Source organism: Azospirillum picis (assembly GCF_017876115.1).
Classification (GTDB): Bacteria; Pseudomonadota; Alphaproteobacteria; order Azospirillales; family Azospirillaceae; genus Azospirillum; species Azospirillum picis.
Window position 1 is genome coordinate 15,527 of sequence record NZ_JAGINO010000041.1, and the last position, 15,309, is coordinate 30,835.

Annotated in this window: 15 protein-coding genes and 1 pseudogene; 8 read left to right on the top strand and 8 right to left on the bottom strand. The window is 68.1% G+C overall.

The window, feature by feature from the left end; genetic code table 11:
- Window positions 1–11 precede the first annotated feature (11 nt).
- Both J2850_RS30730 and J2850_RS30735 read left to right on the top strand, forming a co-directional pair.
- Entirely contained in the window at window positions 12–713 is a 702-nt protein-coding gene (locus J2850_RS30730) for a response regulator (protein ID WP_209991107.1), read from the top strand.
- Entirely contained in the window at window positions 710–2,122 is a 1,413-nt protein-coding gene (locus J2850_RS30735; protein WP_417281594.1) for an ATP-binding protein, read from the top strand. The genes J2850_RS30730 and J2850_RS30735 overlap by 4 nt, the downstream gene beginning before the upstream one ends.
- A 117-nt stretch (window positions 2,123–2,239) precedes the next feature.
- On the opposite strand, the gene J2850_RS30740 is transcribed toward J2850_RS30735, so the two are convergent.
- On the bottom strand, window positions 2,240–2,929 hold the full coding sequence (locus J2850_RS30740) for a LuxR C-terminal-related transcriptional regulator (RefSeq protein ID WP_209991109.1): 690 nt from the start codon (window positions 2,927–2,929) through the stop codon (window positions 2,240–2,242).
- Between the two features lie 524 nt (window positions 2,930–3,453).
- Here J2850_RS30740 and J2850_RS30745 point away from each other — a divergent pair.
- Window positions 3,454–3,627, top strand: a complete 174-nt coding sequence (locus tag J2850_RS30745; RefSeq protein ID WP_209991111.1) for a hypothetical protein — start codon at window positions 3,454–3,456, stop codon at window positions 3,625–3,627.
- 93 nt (window positions 3,628–3,720) lie between these two features.
- Here the strand turns inward: J2850_RS30745 and J2850_RS30750 are convergent, their stop codons facing one another.
- From J2850_RS30750 to hflK, 3 genes are all read right to left on the bottom strand, one after another.
- The gene (locus J2850_RS30750; protein WP_246513772.1) at window positions 3,721–5,187 is read right to left on the bottom strand and encodes a DegQ family serine endoprotease; all 1,467 of its coding nucleotides are present in this window, start codon (window positions 5,185–5,187) and stop codon (window positions 3,721–3,723) included.
- Between the two features lie 339 nt (window positions 5,188–5,526).
- On the bottom strand, window positions 5,527–6,468 hold the full coding sequence (gene hflC / locus J2850_RS30755) for a protease modulator HflC (protein ID WP_209991113.1): 942 nt from the start codon (window positions 6,466–6,468) through the stop codon (window positions 5,527–5,529).
- Between the two features lie 13 nt (window positions 6,469–6,481).
- A complete protein-coding gene (gene hflK / locus J2850_RS30760) occupies window positions 6,482–7,708 on the bottom strand; it encodes an FtsH protease activity modulator HflK (RefSeq protein ID WP_209991115.1) in 1,227 nt (408 codons plus the stop codon).
- Window positions 7,709–7,880: 172 nt separating this feature from the next.
- Here hflK and apbC point away from each other — a divergent pair, with 172 nt between their 5' ends.
- Window positions 7,881–9,029, top strand: coding sequence for an iron-sulfur cluster carrier protein ApbC (apbC, locus tag J2850_RS30765; protein WP_209991118.1), 1,149 nt, complete (start codon window positions 7,881–7,883; stop codon window positions 9,027–9,029).
- Between the two features lie 60 nt (window positions 9,030–9,089).
- Here the strand turns inward: apbC and J2850_RS30770 are convergent, their stop codons facing one another.
- From J2850_RS30770 to J2850_RS30785, 4 genes are all read right to left on the bottom strand, one after another.
- The gene (locus J2850_RS30770) at window positions 9,090–10,340 is read right to left on the bottom strand and encodes an Hsp70 family protein (RefSeq protein ID WP_209991120.1); all 1,251 of its coding nucleotides are present in this window, start codon (window positions 10,338–10,340) and stop codon (window positions 9,090–9,092) included.
- A gap of 316 nt (window positions 10,341–10,656) precedes the next feature.
- Complete coding sequence (locus J2850_RS30775) at window positions 10,657–10,959, bottom strand: DUF1488 family protein (RefSeq protein ID WP_209991122.1); 303 nt, start codon at window positions 10,957–10,959, stop codon at window positions 10,657–10,659.
- 19 nt (window positions 10,960–10,978) lie between these two features.
- Entirely contained in the window at window positions 10,979–11,653 is a 675-nt protein-coding gene (locus tag J2850_RS30780; protein WP_246513773.1) for a DUF6134 family protein, read from the bottom strand.
- A gap of 179 nt (window positions 11,654–11,832) precedes the next feature.
- On the bottom strand, window positions 11,833–12,135 hold the full coding sequence (locus tag J2850_RS30785) for an SCP2 sterol-binding domain-containing protein (protein ID WP_209991124.1): 303 nt from the start codon (window positions 12,133–12,135) through the stop codon (window positions 11,833–11,835).
- A 143-nt stretch (window positions 12,136–12,278) separates the two neighbouring features.
- Here J2850_RS30785 and J2850_RS30790 point away from each other — a divergent pair, with 143 nt between their 5' ends.
- The 4 genes and pseudogenes from J2850_RS30790 to J2850_RS31970 form a co-directional block, all read left to right on the top strand.
- Window positions 12,279–14,027, top strand: a complete 1,749-nt coding sequence (locus J2850_RS30790) for a long-chain-fatty-acid--CoA ligase (RefSeq protein WP_209991126.1) — start codon at window positions 12,279–12,281, stop codon at window positions 14,025–14,027.
- 113 nt (window positions 14,028–14,140) lie between these two features.
- Window positions 14,141–14,539, top strand: a complete 399-nt coding sequence (locus J2850_RS30795) for a MerR family transcriptional regulator (RefSeq protein ID WP_209991128.1) — start codon at window positions 14,141–14,143, stop codon at window positions 14,537–14,539.
- Window positions 14,540–14,638: 99 nt separating this feature from the next.
- Window positions 14,639–15,166: a thioesterase family protein gene (locus J2850_RS30800; protein WP_209991130.1), complete on the top strand. Its 528-nt coding sequence runs from the start codon at window positions 14,639–14,641 to the stop codon at window positions 15,164–15,166.
- A gap of 51 nt (window positions 15,167–15,217) precedes the next feature.
- Window positions 15,218–15,309 (top strand): annotated as a pseudogene (locus J2850_RS31970) (electron transfer flavoprotein subunit beta/FixA family protein); the annotation flags it as partial.

The window sequence follows — 15,309 nt, forward strand, 5'->3', positions numbered from 1 at the left end:
ATAGTCGCGCCATGACCGAAGACATGCCGCATATCCTGGTCGTCGATGACGACACCCGACTGCGCGAGCTGTTGCGCAAGTATCTTGCCGGCAACGGCTTTCTGGTCAGCACGGCGCGGGACGCCGCCGACGCGCGGGCGCAACTCGGCGGCCTTGCCTTCGACCTGCTGGTCCTCGACATCATGATGCCGGGCGAATCGGGGCTGGCGCTGACCGAATCGCTGCGGCGGGAACGCGATGTTCCGATACTGCTGCTGACCGCCCGCGACGAGCCGGACGACCGCATCGCCGGGCTGGAGGCGGGGGCCGACGACTACCTCGCCAAGCCCTTCAACCCGCGCGAGCTGCTGCTGCGCATCAACTCGATCCTGCGCCGCCAGGCCGCCCGCCCGCCGGAGCCGGCGGCACCGTCTGCGGCACCGGTCAAGCTTGGCCCGATGATCTACCTGCCGGACCGTGACGAACTGCGGGCCGGCGACGAGGTGATCCGGCTGACCACCGCGGAAGCCAGCCTGCTGCGCATCCTCGCCACATCGCCCGGCGTGACCTTCACGCGCGAGGAGCTGACGGAGCGCAGCAAGGTCGCCGGCAACGCCCGCACCGTCGACGTCCAGGTCACCCGCCTGCGCCGCAAGATCGAGGCCGACCCGCGGGAACCGCGCTACCTGCACACCGTGCGCGGGGAAGGCTACGTGCTGAGGCCCGATCCGTGACCGCCGACACCGGCTCCGGGCCGGCCGGCACGGCCGTGGCCGACGCCGCCGGAACCGCCGCGGCGCGGCGGGCGGAGCGGCGGCGGCGTACGCCCCTGGTGAAGCGCTTCCTGCCGCGGACGCTGTTCGGCCGGTCGCTGCTGATCATCGTCACGCCGGTCATCCTGGCCCAGGCGGTGGCCACCTGGATCTTCTACGACCGGCACTGGGACACCGTGACCAACCGGCTGGCCTTCGCGGTGGCCGGCGACATCGCCACCGTGATCTCGATGCTGGAGCGAGACCCCTCGCCGGCGGGGCTCGACTGGGCGCTGGCCACGACCGCGCGCACGACCGACCTGATCGTCACCCTGGAGCCGGGGCAGACCCTGCCCACCAGGAAGCAGAAGCTGAGCGGCCTGCTTGAGCGCACGCTGGGCAAGGCGATGGACGAGCGGGTCGCGCGCCCCTTCACCATCAACACCCGCGTCGCCCATGAATGGTACGAAATCCGGGTACAGATGCCGGACGGCGTGCTGTCGGTGATGTCGCCGGAGCGCCGCCTCTTCACCCCCACCAGCTACATCTTCATCCTGTGGATGGTCGGCAGCGCCGTGGTGCTGTTCGCGGTCGCCATCCTGTTCATGCGCAACCAGATCAGGCCGATCAAGCGCCTGGCGGTCGCCGCCGACGCGCTCGGCAAGGGCCGCGACGTCCAGAGCTTCAAGATGGAAGGGGCGACGGAGGTGCGGCAGGCGGCCTCGGCCTTCCTGCTGATGCGCGAGCGGCTTCAGCGCCAGGTCAACCAGCGGACCGAGATGCTGGCCGGCGTCAGCCACGACCTGCGCACGCCGCTCACCCGGATGAAGCTGGCGCTGGACATGATCGAGCACCCCGACCTCGACGCCGAGGTGGAGGAGCTGAAGGCCGACGTCACTGAAATGGAGATGATGATCGAAGGCTATCTGGCCTTCGCCAGGGGCGAGGGGACCGAGGCGGTGCAGCCCACCGACCTGACCCGCCTGCTGAACGAACTGGCTGCCGGCGCCAGGCGCGACGGCACCGAGGTGACGCTGACCGTGCCCGATGGGCTGACCCTGCCTTTGCGGCCGAACGCCATGCGCCGCTGCATCGCCAACCTGCTGGTCAATGCCGGCCGCCATGCCGGCACCGCCTGGGTCAAGGCGGAACGGCTGGACAGGAGCGTGGAAATCACCGTCGACGACGACGGCCCCGGGATCCCGGCGGCGCTGCGGACCGAGGTGTTCAAGCCCTTCTTCAGGGTGGACAGCTCCCGCAATCTGGATACCGGCGGAACGGGCCTTGGGCTCACCATCGCCCGCGACGTCGCGCGCAGCCATGGCGGCGACATCACCCTCGACGACAGTCCCTATGGCGGCTTGCGGGCAGTGGTCCGGCTGCCGGTCTGACCGGCCTCGTCGCCGTTCCTTGCCCGTCTCCTGCCACTCGCGTCCTCAGCCGTATGGCCCCTCCCCCGCGAGTGCGGGAGAGGGGCAAGGAACGGCGACGATGGACTGGACGGGTGATTACTGGTTGGCTGCCGCGGCCACCGCGCCGGCACCGGCCAGTTCGCCGCCGATGCCGTTGTTGAGGGCCCAGATCGCGGCCTGGGTGCGGTTGGAGGCGTTGATCTTGCGCAGCAGGCTCTTCAGGTGAACCTTCACGGTGGCTTCCGTGATGTTCAGGTGGTTGGCGATCATCTTGTTGCTGTCGCCGTTCAGCAGGCAGCGCAGGATCTGCACCTCGCGCTGCGACAGGCCCTTGCGCGACACCGGCATCTCGGTGCCGTTGCCGTTGACCCGGCCGGAGATCAGCAGCGCCGCCAGATGGGTCGGGAACACCTTCTCGCCCATCATCACCAGCTTCAGCGACTGGGCCAGCGCATCGGACGACAGGTCCTTCATCAGGTAGCCGTCGGCACCGGCCTCCAGCGCATTGGCCAGGCGGCGGGTGCAGAGGTCGCTGGTCAGGATGACCATGCGGGTCTCGGGCAGCAGCGCTCGCAGGCGACGCATCCCTTCCGCCTCCTCGTCACCGCCATTCTGCAGGTCGAGAAGCAGGAGCTGCGGGCGCAGTCCGCTTTCGACCGACGTCAGCGCCTCGCGCAGGTTTCCGGCCTCCGCGACGATCTGGAAGGGTGAATCATCGAGTAGGCGCTTGAGCCCTTCACGAAACAGCTTGTTCGAGTCGATCAGAAATGCGCGCACTGTGTCCATCGTCCGCTCCCGCGTTTTTACATCGATCATGATGTCGACTGGCGTCATGCCGGATGGCTCGCCTGTGACCGTCGTAAGGACAGCTCCGACGCTTTGGCGCATCGGCGACTACCCCTCGACCGCTTGGGCATGCCGTTATTTAGGGGGAGGTTACCCCCGTGTCGCGCCCTACGGTACCACTCTCCGGAGTTAAAAGAAGAACGCATTTGGCATATGCGAAAAGCCCCGCTGCAATTGCCAGTTCCAAAGATATCACGGCAGCGAACATTGATGCACTCATACGCGTTAACTGTCCTGTTAACCACCACTTATTTGCAATAGGTCGGCTGCTGCTAACGAAGTAGGTCCGGAAAATCTCACACCGAATCTTACCTCAAAGTCTCCCCCCTCCATCGAAGGCCCTTACCCGGATGGTGATACCTTTGCTTTCGGCATAGATCCGAACGCTCCGCCGCGCTTGCGCCTTGACCGTCGGGCCGGCCCCATGTGCAGTGCGGCGGCTCCGCACCGATTTGGAGGAAGGGTTGGGTTGGCAGATCATCGGCGCCGCGATGGCCGGCTATCTGCTTCTGCTGGGCCGCAGCGCCTGGAAGCAGGGGGAGTTCCGCCAGTTCCTGCGCAGCCTCGCCATCGTGGCCGCGCTGTGCCTGCTGCTGGCAGCCGCGGTCGCCGTGACGATGTGGCTCGACGCCGCATAGCGACGGCGCTTCATCTTCGCAAAACAAAAAGGGCGCCGGCATCGCTGCCGGCGCCCTTTCTAATACCCTCCCGGTCCCCGACCGGTCCGCCGGTCAGCTCAGCGGGATGGCGACGAAGCGGAGGTCGCCCTTGCGGTCGACCAGGAGCAGGACCGATTTCTTGTTCTGCTCCTTGGCTTTCTGGACCTTGGCAGCGACGTCCTCGGGCTTGCGCACCTCTTCCTGCCCGACCTCGATGATGACATCCCCGGCCCGCAGCCCCTTCTCGGCGGCGGTGGAGTTGCTGGTCACGTCGGTGATGACCACGCCCTTCATATCGGGCTTGATCTCATACTGCTGGCGCAGCTCGGGGGTGATTGCGGTCATCTTCATGCCCAGCGATTCGACCGGCTTCTGCGCCGGTGCCTTGTCGCCGGGCTGCTGCTTGTCCTCCGGGCCGGCAGCGAGCAGGCCCTGCTCCTCCGCGGCTTCCAGTTCGCCGACCTTGACCTGCACGGTCTGGCTCTTGCCCTTGCGCCACACCTCGACCGGCACCGCCTTGTCGATGGAGGTCTCGGCGACGACGCGCGGCAGCCGGCGCATCTCGTCGATCTCCTTGCCGTCGAACTTGATCACCACGTCGCCAGCCTGGATGCCGGCCTTGGCGGCGGGACCGTCCGGGGTGACCGAGGCGACCAGCGCACCCTTGTGGCCCGGCAGTCCCAGGCTCTCGGCGATCTCCGGCGTCACCGCCTGGATGCGCACGCCCAGCCAGCCGCGGCGGGTCTTGCCGTAATCCTTGAGCTGCGCCACCACCTGCTTGGCGAGGTTGGACGGGATGGCGAAGCCGATGCCGACCGATCCGCCCGACGGGGAGAAGATCGCGGTGTTGATGCCGATGACCTCGCCGTTCAGGTTGAACATCGGGCCGCCGGAGTTGCCGCGGTTGATCGAGGCGTCGGTCTGCAGGAAGTCGTCGTACGGGCCGGCGTCGATGTTGCGCTGGCGCGCCGAGATGATGCCGGCGGTGACCGACCCGCCCAGCCCGAACGGGTTGCCGATGGCCAGCACCCAGTCGCCCACCCGCATGGCGTCGCTGTCGCCGAAGGGGACCGCCACCAGCGGATGGCTGGTCTTGATCTTCAGCAGCGCCAGGTCGGTCTTGCTGTCGCGGCCGACCAGTTCCGCCTTGATGTTGGTGTCGTCCTGCAGGATGACGGTGATCTCGTCGGCATCCTGAACGACGTGGTTGTTGGTGACCACGTAGCCGTTGGTGGCGTCGATGACGAAGCCGGAGCCGAGCGACGTCGACTTGCGCTGCGGCTGCTCCTGCTGCTGGCGGTCGAAGAAGTCGCGGAAGAAGTCCTCGAAGGGCGAGCCCGGCGGGAACTGGGGGATCTCCGGCCGTGGCCCCTGCTGGCGCTGCGGCGCGTTCTGGCTGGAGGAGATGTTGACCACGGCCGGCAACAGCTTCTCCGCCAGATCGGCGAAGCTGCCGGGGGCGTTGCGGTTCGGCGCCGCCGCCTGGGCCTGGGCGGGCAGTGCCCCGGCGGCGGCACCGCCGACGAGGACCGACGCCATGCCCCATACGATCGCGGCGACCACGGGCCGGACGCCCGCCTTCCGCGGCCGGGCCCCGGCCGCGGCCCCACGCGTGGCGGGTTCGAGTTTGGGTATGCGAATCAACGTACTCTCCTACCAGACGTCCGGCCCGAGCCACGAATGATGGCGACCGCCCCAGTGTTGGGTCAAGAGTATGGCCGCAAAATGGCGTGCCGGTCCAGTCGAGGCGCAGACATTTTCTTGGGCGGGCGCGTTTCCTGAAAAGGAATAGGCCGGGTCGAGTGCGGAACTCAACCCGGCCGAATGGTTTAGAGCCAAACGATCAACAGGACCGCCGCCGCCGGCGGCAGCCCGCCCTCACTGTGCCGGAGCGGGCGCCGGAGCAGGAGTGCCTTGCCCGGATGCCGAACCGGCCGGCGGCTGCGGAGCGGGAGACTGCGGGTTCGACCCGTTGAAGTAACGGAAGAACTCGCCGTTGGGCGACAGCACCATCGTGGTATCGCTGCCGTTCAGCGCCTTCCGGTAGGCTTCGAGGGACCGGTAGAAGCCGTAGAACTCCGGATCCTGCGAGGTCGCCTCCGCGATCAGCTTGATGGCGGTGTTGTCGCCCTCGCCGCGCAGGACCTGCGCGTCGCGCTGCGCCTCGGCGATGATGACCGTGCGTTCGCGTTCGGCGCGGGACTTGATCTGCTGCGACTGCTCCTGGCCCTGGGCGCGGGCCTCGGCCGCCTCGCGCTCGCGCTCGGAGCGCATGCGGGCGAAGATCGACTGGCTGGTCTCCTCCGGCAGGTCGGCGCGGCGGATGCGCACGTCGACGATCTCGATGCCGAAGCGCTTGGCCTCGTCGTTCACCTGCCCCTTGATGTCGTTCATGATGCGGGCGCGCTCGTCGGACAGGACGGCCAGCACCGTGACGTTGCCCAGCACGCGGCGCAGCGACGAGTTGACGATCGAGTTCATCCGCGTCTCGGCGACCGCTTCGGTTCCGGCGGTCTGGTAGAAGCGCAGCGGATCGTGGATGCGGTAGCGGGCGAAGGCGTCCACGTCCAGGCGCTTCTGGTCGGCCAGGATCACCTGCTCGACCGGCGGGTCGAGGTCGAGCACGCGGCGGTCGAGGATCCTCACCTCCTGGATGAAGGGGATCTTGACCTTCAGGCCCGGGTCCTGGATGACGCGGCGCGGCTCGCCGAACTGGAGCACCAGCGCCTGCTGCGCCTCGTTGACGGTGAACAGGGCGGAAGACGCGATGACGATGACCGCGACGGCCGCGACGGCGGTGGCAATGAGGATGCGTTTCATGATGCGTGCCTCCTCACTGGCCGGACTGCGAGAGCGATTGGGACATCGGCTGGGTCTGAGTGCCCGACCGCTGGCCCGACTGCCCACCCTGGCCGCCCTGATTGGCTGGACGCGGCGCCTGGCCGGGCTGCGGCGCGAGCTGGTTCAGCGGCAGGTAGGGCACGACGTTCTGCGCCGATCCCTCCACGATGATCTTGTTCCGGCCGCGGAGGATCTCCTCCATCGTCTCCAGATACATGCGCCGGGCGGTGACGTCCTTGGACTGCGAATAAGCGTCGTAGACCTTGCGGAAGCGCTCGGCGTCACCCTGGGCCAGGCTGACGACCTGCTCACGGTAGGCCGACGCCTCCTGCACCAGCCGCTCCGCCTCGCCGCGCGCACGCGGGATGATGTCGTTGCGGTAGGCCTCGGCCTCGTTGCGGGCGCGCTCGCGGTCGGCGCGGGCACGCTGCACGTCGTTGAAGGCGTCGATGACCGGCTGCGGCGGGTCGGCCTTCTGGAGCTGCACCTGCGTGACCTCGATGCCGGCCTGGTACTCGTCGAGCATCGCCTGCAGGAGCTGGCGCGTCGAGTTCTCAGTCTGCTGGCGGGCCTCGGTCAGCGCCGGCTGCAGGTCGGTGCGACCAATCACCTCACGCATCGCGCTCTCGGCGGCCTTCTTCACCGTCACTTCCGGCTCGCGGATCTTGAACAGGAAGTTGCCGGCGTCCTTGATCACCCAGAAGACGGTGAAGTCTATGTCGATGATGTTCTCGTCGCCGGTCAGCATCAGCGATTCGTCGGGAACGTCGCGATCGGACCGGCCGCCGCCCCCGGAGGAGCGGTAGCCGACCTCGATGCGGTTGACGCGGGTCACCTTGGGCAGCAGCACCGTCTCGATCGGGGTCGGCAGGCGGTAGCGCAGGCCGGGCTGTTCGGTGCGGACCCATTCGCCGAACCGCATGACGACGCCCTGCTCGTCGGCCTCGACGCGGTAGATGCCGCTGGCAAGCCAGATCACGGCGAGGACGCCGACGATCAGCGCCACGCCGCGCCCGCTGCCGAAACCGCCGGGGACGGCACGGCGCAGGCGATCCTGGCTGCGCCGCAGAAGATCCTCAAGGTCAGGGGGCTGCGGACCGCCTCCCCCTCCGTTTCCCCCACCCGAGGGTCGCCCCCACGGGTTGCCCGGGCCGTTGTTGCCCGGCGGAGGACCCCAGGGGCCGCCACCGCCTCCCCCACCCTGATTATTCCACGGCATCCGACTCCGTCCCCTTCTGCGGTTCATCCCGTCATGTGGAACGACAAGGCCTTACGGCGCCCGCGTCCCTTTACCAATCTCTTCCGTCGGTCCTATAGTCGCCCATACCCTTCGGCAAGGATTCCACCAACGGATATCCGCCAATATCGGGAATAAAGTGGAGTTTTCAACCATGGCGCAGATCAGCGAAGCTCAAGTCATGCAGGCGCTGAAGACCGTCATCGACCCGGACCGGGGCGGCGACATCGTCAGCCTCGGCATGTTGTCGGGCCTCGTGGTGCGCGACGGCCATGTCGCCTTCTCCATCGAAGTGGATCCCAGGCGCGGCGCGCAGGCCGAACCGCTGCGCCATGCCGCCGAGAAGGCGGTGGACGCCCTGCCGGGCGTCCTGTCGGTCACCGCCGTGCTCACCGCCCACCGCGCCGGTCCCCAGCAGGCGCCCCAGCAGGGGCATGGTCATGCGCCCGGCCAAGGGCATGGGCATGGGCACGGCGCCGCCCATGCCGATCCGCAGAAGCCGCTGGTTCCCGGCGTCAAGGCGATCGTCGCGGTGGCGTCCGGCAAGGGCGGCGTCGGCAAGTCCACCACCTCCGCCAACCTCGCCCTGGCGCTCGCCGCCAACGGGCTGAGGGTCGGGCTGCTCGACGCCGACATCTATGGCCCCTCGATGCCGCGCATGATGGGGATTTCCGGACGCCCGAACAGCCCCGACGGCAAGCGGCTGGAGCCGATGGAGAATTACGGGATCAAGGTGATGTCCATGGGCTTCCTGGTGGCCGAGGACACGCCGATGATCTGGCGCGGCCCCATGGTGATGAGCGCGCTGCAGCAGATGCTGCGCGACGTCAACTGGGGCACCCTGGACATCCTGGTGGTCGACATGCCGCCGGGCACCGGCGACGCGCAGCTCACCATGGCCCAGCAGGTGCCGCTCGCCGGCGCCGTGATCGTCTCCACGCCGCAGGACATCGCCCTGCTCGACGCCCGCAAGGGGCTGAACATGTTCCGCCGGGTCGATGTGCCGGTGCTCGGCATCATCGAGAACATGAGCTATTTCTGCTGCCCGAACTGCGGCCACCGCACCGACATCTTCAGCCACGGCGGCGCCCGCAAGGAGGCCGACGATCTTGGCATGGAGTTCCTGGGCGAGATCCCGCTGCACCTCTCGATCCGCGAGACCTCCGACCAGGGCCAGCCGATCGTCGTGTCGCAGCCGGACAGCGAGCACGCCCAGTCCTACCGCCGCATCGCCACCCGCCTGTGGGAGAAGATCGGCGGCGGCACCACCGGTCGTGCCGCCCCGCGCATCGTCGTGGAGTGAGGGCACCGCTGCCCCCTGCCCCGTCTCCCTCCGGCCGGCGGGGAGAGACGGGGCGGGGGCTCAGCCGTAGCGCCGCTGCGCCTCGACCGTCAGCCCCAGCCCGACGGAACCGAAGATGTTGCCTTCGACCACGCGGGCGCCGGGCGCCTCAGCCAGGATGGCGGCGCGGACCTGCGGCAGCAGGGTGGAGCCGCCGGTCAGGAACACGGCGTCGATGCGGTCGGCCGTCACCCCCGCTTCGGCCAGGCAATCGCGGATGCGCGTGCCGATCCGGGCGGCCAGCGTTCCGGTCGCGCGGTTCAGCGTCGGGCGATCCACCGGCAGCGACAAGGCGCCGTCGCCCCAGTCGAGCGCCAGTTCCGCCGCCTCGTGGTCGGAGAGCGCGATCTTGCCGCGCTCCACCGCCATTGCCAGCGCGTGGCCCTGGCGGTGCTCGACGACGCCGATCAGTCGCTCGATCTTCTCCGGCTCGGCCGAATCGCGCTGCAGGCGCTCCAGCTCGGCCATCGCCTTCGCGGTATAGAGGAAGTTGATCTTCGACCAGGTCGCCAGGTCCAGATAGATGCTCTTGGGCGCCAGCAGGCCGGCCCGCTTCATGGCGCTGCCGAATCCCAGCTCCGGCATCACGGTCGCGAGGCTGAGATCGCGGTCGAAATCGGTGCCGCCGACACGGATGCCGTCGTTGGCCAGGATGTCTTCGGCCCGGTCCGGCTTGGCCCGCCGGGCGGGACCGATGCGGACGACCGAGAAGTCGGAGGTGCCGCCGCCGATGTCGGCGATCAGCGCCAGCTCCTCGCCGGCCACCTGCTGTTCGTAGTCGAGCGCCGCGGCGATCGGCTCGAACTGGAATGAGACGTTGCGGAAGCCGGCGGCCCGCGCGATCTCTCCCAGCGCCTGTTCCGCCGCCGCATCCCCGGCCGGGTCGCCATCGACGAAATGCACCGGCCGGCCGACCACCACGTCTCCCAGCTCGCCGCCCAGCGCCTGCTCGGCCCGCGCCTTCACGAGGTTGAGGAAGGTACCGATGACGGCACGGAAGCTGATGCGCCCTTTCCGCAGAGCGGTGTCGGCGTCGATCAGGTCGGTGCCGAGCATCGACTTGATCGAGCGCATCAGCCGCCCCTCGACACCGGACACATAGGCGTCGATGGCGGCCTGCCCGATGGTCGTGCGGTCACTCTCGAAGTCGAAGAACACCGCCGTCGGCAGCGTGTTGCGCATGCCGTCGAGCGCCAGCAGCCGGAAGCCGTCGCCGCCGCGCACACCCAGCGTGGTGTTGGACGTGCCGAAATCGAGCCCGCATGCCGTCATGTCCCGCCTCCTGACCGGATGGCCGGTGCCGCCGCACCGGAAAAGGGGCGAGCGTATAACGGCTGGAGCCCGACCGATCAAGTGGCGCGAGGGAGGAAGGCCCGGCAATCACATATGACGATAATCGCCCTCTCCCGCCCCGGGAGAGGGAGGGGACCCACGAAGTGGGGAGGGTGAGGGGTGGTTCAAGACGCCAGAACCGCAGGGTTTCTTGGATCACCCCTCACCCTTCCCATGCTGCGCATGGGCCCCTTCCCTCTCCCGGGACGGGAGAGGGAGCCATATGCGATAGCCGTAGGGAGGAAGGCCCGGCGAATCAGGATGAGGCGGTTCCCGGTCCCGCCGCGCGGCGAAGGTCGCGGCCGGTCAGGTGGATGTTGGCGTCGGGATCGAGCGAGCGGGCGGTGATGCGCTGTTCCACCGCGCGCTCGAACAGCGGAAGGTTCATGCAGACCTGCTGCACCGCCTCGTCCGGCTGCGGGGTGTGGCCGACGATGCCCTGCAGGGTGCGGCGGGTGACGAAGACCCGGCCCAGATACTCCCCGACCTGCACCGGGAACTCCACGGCGTCGGCTTCCTCGTTCCAGACGGGATCCTCGGGGAATTGGAAGATGGGCATCGGGTCCTCGGGGTGGAACTCACTTCAGGACGTAGGTGATATCATAGCCGCTGCGTTTGAAGCGCGTCTTCAGCAGCGTGCCGTCGGCCGCATACCAAAGCTCGCGCTCCACGTCCCCGTCGATGCGGTGGTGAGCGGCCGGAACCGCCTTTCCGCCGGCTTCCACCGTCTCTGCGCCGACCTTGCGCGCCGCGGCCTTGTAGGGGGCGCCGTCGATCACCGACAGCAGCGTACGATGCTTCAGAACTTCGGGCGTCCACAGCGTCAGCGGCAGGGCGTCGGCCGCCACCTCCCGCGCCTTGCCGTCGACGGTCATGCGGTAGCCGCCGCCGTCGCGGGTGAGGGACATGCTGTGGGGAGTGCCGTCGTCGTCGGTGGTCGCGGTCATCGACTCCAGTGCACCGCCCTTCCACACCTCCTCGCGCTTGTGGTCGTACCTGAAGTTGATGAAAAGCACCTTCACCCGCGTCGTGGCGACGACGGTGACGCGGGTGCGGTCGCCCAACGGCTCGATGCGCACCTGCTCGGTGCCGATGGGATCCTCGCCCATCAGGATCTGGTAGGTCAGGGAGCGGGCTCCCTCGGTGGGAGTGCCGGCGGCCGAGGCGGCTCCGGCAGGCAGCAGCGCCGCGATGCCGGCGCCAGACATCAGGGCAGCGGCCAGGGTGGCGCGAAGCGCGCGGGTCATGGTCATGCGTTTCCTCCACAGAAGGGACCGGGTGCGCGGCAGCGGCCTTTGCAGCCGTCTCACGTCATTCGTCGGCTCGCCCGGCCTGGATCGGCCGGATGATCGACGACGCAGCGGCGCACCCTGGGCTTTCGGTTTTCCGTGCGGGTCGCGGTGCGGGCGGATCCGCCCGGACCGCTCTTGCCCTAGTCGTCGAGCAACTGCGCCAGCTTCATCGCCACGCCCATCGACCCTTCGACCTTCAGCTTGCCCATGGTGAAGGCCAGCATCGGGTTCAGCTTGCCGTTGATCAGTTTCTGCAGGTTCTCCGGCGAAATGCGGATGGTGCAGTCGGACTCGGCGTCGTCGCGGCTGATGCTGATCGGGTTGGCCCTGGCATCCACCCGGATCACCTCACCCTCCTTGCCCAGCAGGAAGCGGACGGAGGCGTTCAGCGTACGCAGATCCGCGCTGCGGCTGCGCATCTCCTGCAGAATGTCGTCGACCATGAAAGCGTGGCCCCTTGATTGTTCGTAGGACGGGTCTTGACACTAGGCGCGCATTACGTTTACGTCAACGTCATAACGAAAGCGTTTCAGACGCGCCCGCTGCGACGATCCGGAACGCGCCACCATCGAGGGGAGCGAAACCGATGCCCGACCCGCAAGCGCAGGCCGCCCATCCTCACTCCGCCGCCGTCTGCCCCGGACCGGCGGCGACGTCCCGGCATCCCTGGCTCGCCGGATACCCGGCCGGCATCGCCTGGGACCAGACCTTCCCGCCGATGCCGCTGCACCAGCTTTTCGAGGAGGCGGCCGGCCGCTACGCCGACCGGCCCTGCCTCGACTTCCTGGGCCGCCGCTACAGCTATGGCGAGGTGCTGGCGCTGGTGAACCGTGCCGCCCGCGGCTTCCAGGAGATGGGCGTCGGGCCCGGCGTCCGGGTCGGCCTGTGCCTGCCCAACTGCCCGGCCTACGTCATCTCCTACTTTGCGGTGCTGAAGGCCGGCGGGACCGTCGTCAACTACAACCCGCTCTACGTCGAGCGTGAACTCGAACACCAGATCACCGATTCGCAAACGGAGATCATGGTGACGCTCGACCTCAAGCTGATCTATCCGCGCATCGCCCTGATGCTGGAGCGCACGGCGCTGAAGCGGATCGTCGTCTGCCGCATGGCCGGCCTCCTGCCCAAGGTGAAGGGCGCGCTGTTCCGCATGCTGAAGCGCGGCGAAGTCGTCGCCATCCCGCGCGACGACCGCCATGTCGACTTCGACGCCCTGCTCGCCAACGGCGGAGACCCGCGGCCGGCACGCATCGACGGGCTGCGCGACATCGCGGTGCTGCAGTACACCGGCGGCACCACCGGCGTCCCGAAGGGGGCCATGCTGACCCACCACAACCTGCTGGCCAACGCCCGGCAGGTGCAGGCGTGGTTTCCCGAGGTGCAGCTCGGCCGGGAACGGATGCTGGCGGTCCTGCCCTTCTTCCATGTCTTCGCCATGACCGTTGTGCTGAACATGGGGCTGGCCTGCGGCGCCGAGCTGGTGATGCTGCCGCGCTTCGACACCGAGCAGGTGCTGAAGACGATCGCCGCGCGCAAGCCGACGCTCGTGCCCGGCGTGCCCACCATGTACAAGGCACTGCTCGGCCACCCGCAGGTCGGCCGCTATCCGATGACCTCGATCCGCTATTGCATCTCGGGCGGCGCGCCGTTGCCGACCGAACTGAAGCGCCGGTTCGAGCAGGCGACCGGCTGCGTCCTGATCGAAGGATACGGCCTGTCGGAGGCGTCGCCGGTCTGTGCCGCCAACCCGCTGAAGGGCACCAACAAGGAAGGGTCGATCGGACTGCCGCTTCCCGGCATCACCATCGAGATCCGCGACCTGGAGGATCCCTCGCGCAAGCTCGGCATCGGCGAGAAGGGGCAGGTGGCGGTCGCCGGCCCCAACATCATGGCCGGCTATTGGGGGCGTGCGGAGGAGAGCGACCGCACCGTGGTCGACGGCTTCCTGATGACCGGCGACGTCGGCACCATGGACGAGGACGGCTACGTCTTCCTGCTCGACCGCCTGAAGGACCTGATCATCTGCAGCGGCTACAACGTCTATCCGCGCATGATCGAGGAGGCGATCTACCAGCATCCCGACGTGGTCGCCGCCTGCGTCATCGGCCTGCCCGACGACTACCGCGGCCAGACGCCGAAGGCGTTCGTCCAGTTGAAGCCCGGCGCAACCCTGGGCGCGGACGAGCTGCGCAGCTTCCTCAGCGACAAGATCTCGCGCATCGAGATGCCGACGGCCATCGAGTTCCGGGACGAGCTGCCGAAGACCGCGGTCGGCAAGCTGTCGAAGAAGGAGCTGCTCGCCGAAGCCGAACAGGCGCTTTCTAAAGGAGGATGACCCGAAGTCATCAGGTTGACCCGGAGGTTAGGGGAAGCCTTACCACGCGGCGGCGGCTGTGGTACCAAGCGCCGAGCCTACTGCGCCGAACGTGAACAAAAGGTCTTCCCGGGATGGAACAGCTCTACACCGTCAACCAGCTTGCCGAGGAACTGGGGATCACGCCGCGGGCCTTGCGGTTCTACGAGGTCAAGGGGCTGCTGGCGCCGAACCGGGTCGGCAACAACCGGGTCTATACCAAGCGGGACCGTGCCCGGCTGAAGCTGATCCTCCGCGGCAAGCGGCTGGGCTTCTCTCTGGCGGAAATCCGCGAGTACCTCGACCTTTACACCGTGAACGGCGGGGTCGAGCAGCAGAGGAACCTGCTGAAGCGCGTGCAGAAGCGGCTGAAGGACCTGGCGCAGCAGCGCGAGGACCTGGAGGCGACGGTGCAGGAACTGCGGGACATCGAAACCCAGGTCACCACCAGCCTGGCCGAGCTGGCCGGCGGCAAGGCGGCCAAGGAAAGCTGACCGGGCCGCCCTGCGGCGCTCCGGTCGCAAGAGGAAGGATCGGAGCATGACGGGACGCAAGGATCTCGCCCTCATGGGCGCCGCGGCAGGAGACCGGGCATGAACCTGATCTTCCGCCTGCTCGCGGTCGTCGTCGCGGCAGTCGCCGCGACACTGCGCGGAAAGCGCATCGATCTGCTGGGGGCGTCGGCCCTGCGCTTCCGTGTCTGGCCGACCGACCTCGACATCAACATGCACATGACCAATGCGCGCTACTTCAGCGTGATGGATCTCGGCCGGACCGACCTGATGATCCGCGCCGGCCTGGGGCCGGTCATCCTGAACAAGCGCTGGCAGCCGGTGCTCGGCGGCGCCACCGTCCGCTACCGCCGTCCGCTGCGCCCCTTCCAGCGCTTCACCCTGGTCAGCCGGGTGCTGTGCTGGGACGAGAAATACATCTTCATCGAACACCGCATGGAAAGCCGCAAGGGGCTCGCGGCGCTCGCCGTCGTCCAGGGTGCCTTCGTCGGCCGCTCCGGCGTGGTTCCGCCGGCCGAGGTGCTGGCCGCCATCGGCAGCGACGCCGCCTCGCCCCCCTTTCCCGACGCCGCCGCGGCCCTGCGCGGCCAGGGCCTGTCCACCGCCTGAGGCTGACGCCCGGGCCGATCAAGCAACAAGAACCGAGAGGAGAAACGCGCCATGAAGATCCTCGTCCCCGTTAAGCGGGTGGTCGACTACAACGTGAAGGTCCGCGTGAAGGCGGACGGCAGCGGCGTCGAGACCGCCAACGT

Bases quoted from the DNA above. Each gene is read 5' to 3' on its own strand.
- J2850_RS30790 (WP_209991126.1), top strand. From the start codon at position 12,279: ATGCCCGACCCGCAAGCGCAGGCCGCCCATCCTCACTCCGCCGCCGTC.
- J2850_RS30750 (WP_246513772.1), bottom strand. From the start codon at position 5,187: ATGGCGTCGGTCCTCGTCGGCGGTGCCGCCGCCGGGGCACTGCCCGCC.
- J2850_RS30780 (WP_246513773.1), bottom strand. From the start codon at position 11,653: ATGACCATGACCCGCGCGCTTCGCGCCACCCTGGCCGCTGCCCTGATG.
- J2850_RS30785 (WP_209991124.1), bottom strand. From the start codon at position 12,135: ATGGTCGACGACATTCTGCAGGAGATGCGCAGCCGCAGCGCGGATCTG.
- J2850_RS30795 (WP_209991128.1), top strand. From the start codon at position 14,141: ATGGAACAGCTCTACACCGTCAACCAGCTTGCCGAGGAACTGGGGATC.
- apbC (WP_209991118.1), top strand. From the start codon at position 7,881: ATGGCGCAGATCAGCGAAGCTCAAGTCATGCAGGCGCTGAAGACCGTC.
- hflK (WP_209991115.1), bottom strand. From the start codon at position 7,708: ATGCCGTGGAATAATCAGGGTGGGGGAGGCGGTGGCGGCCCCTGGGGT.
- hflC (WP_209991113.1), bottom strand. From the start codon at position 6,468: ATGAAACGCATCCTCATTGCCACCGCCGTCGCGGCCGTCGCGGTCATC.
- J2850_RS30800 (WP_209991130.1), top strand. From the start codon at position 14,639: ATGAACCTGATCTTCCGCCTGCTCGCGGTCGTCGTCGCGGCAGTCGCC.
- J2850_RS30740 (WP_209991109.1), bottom strand. From the start codon at position 2,929: ATGGACACAGTGCGCGCATTTCTGATCGACTCGAACAAGCTGTTTCGT.
- J2850_RS30775 (WP_209991122.1), bottom strand. From the start codon at position 10,959: ATGCCCATCTTCCAATTCCCCGAGGATCCCGTCTGGAACGAGGAAGCC.
- J2850_RS30770 (WP_209991120.1), bottom strand. From the start codon at position 10,340: ATGACGGCATGCGGGCTCGATTTCGGCACGTCCAACACCACGCTGGGT.
- J2850_RS30730 (WP_209991107.1), top strand. From the start codon at position 12: ATGACCGAAGACATGCCGCATATCCTGGTCGTCGATGACGACACCCGA.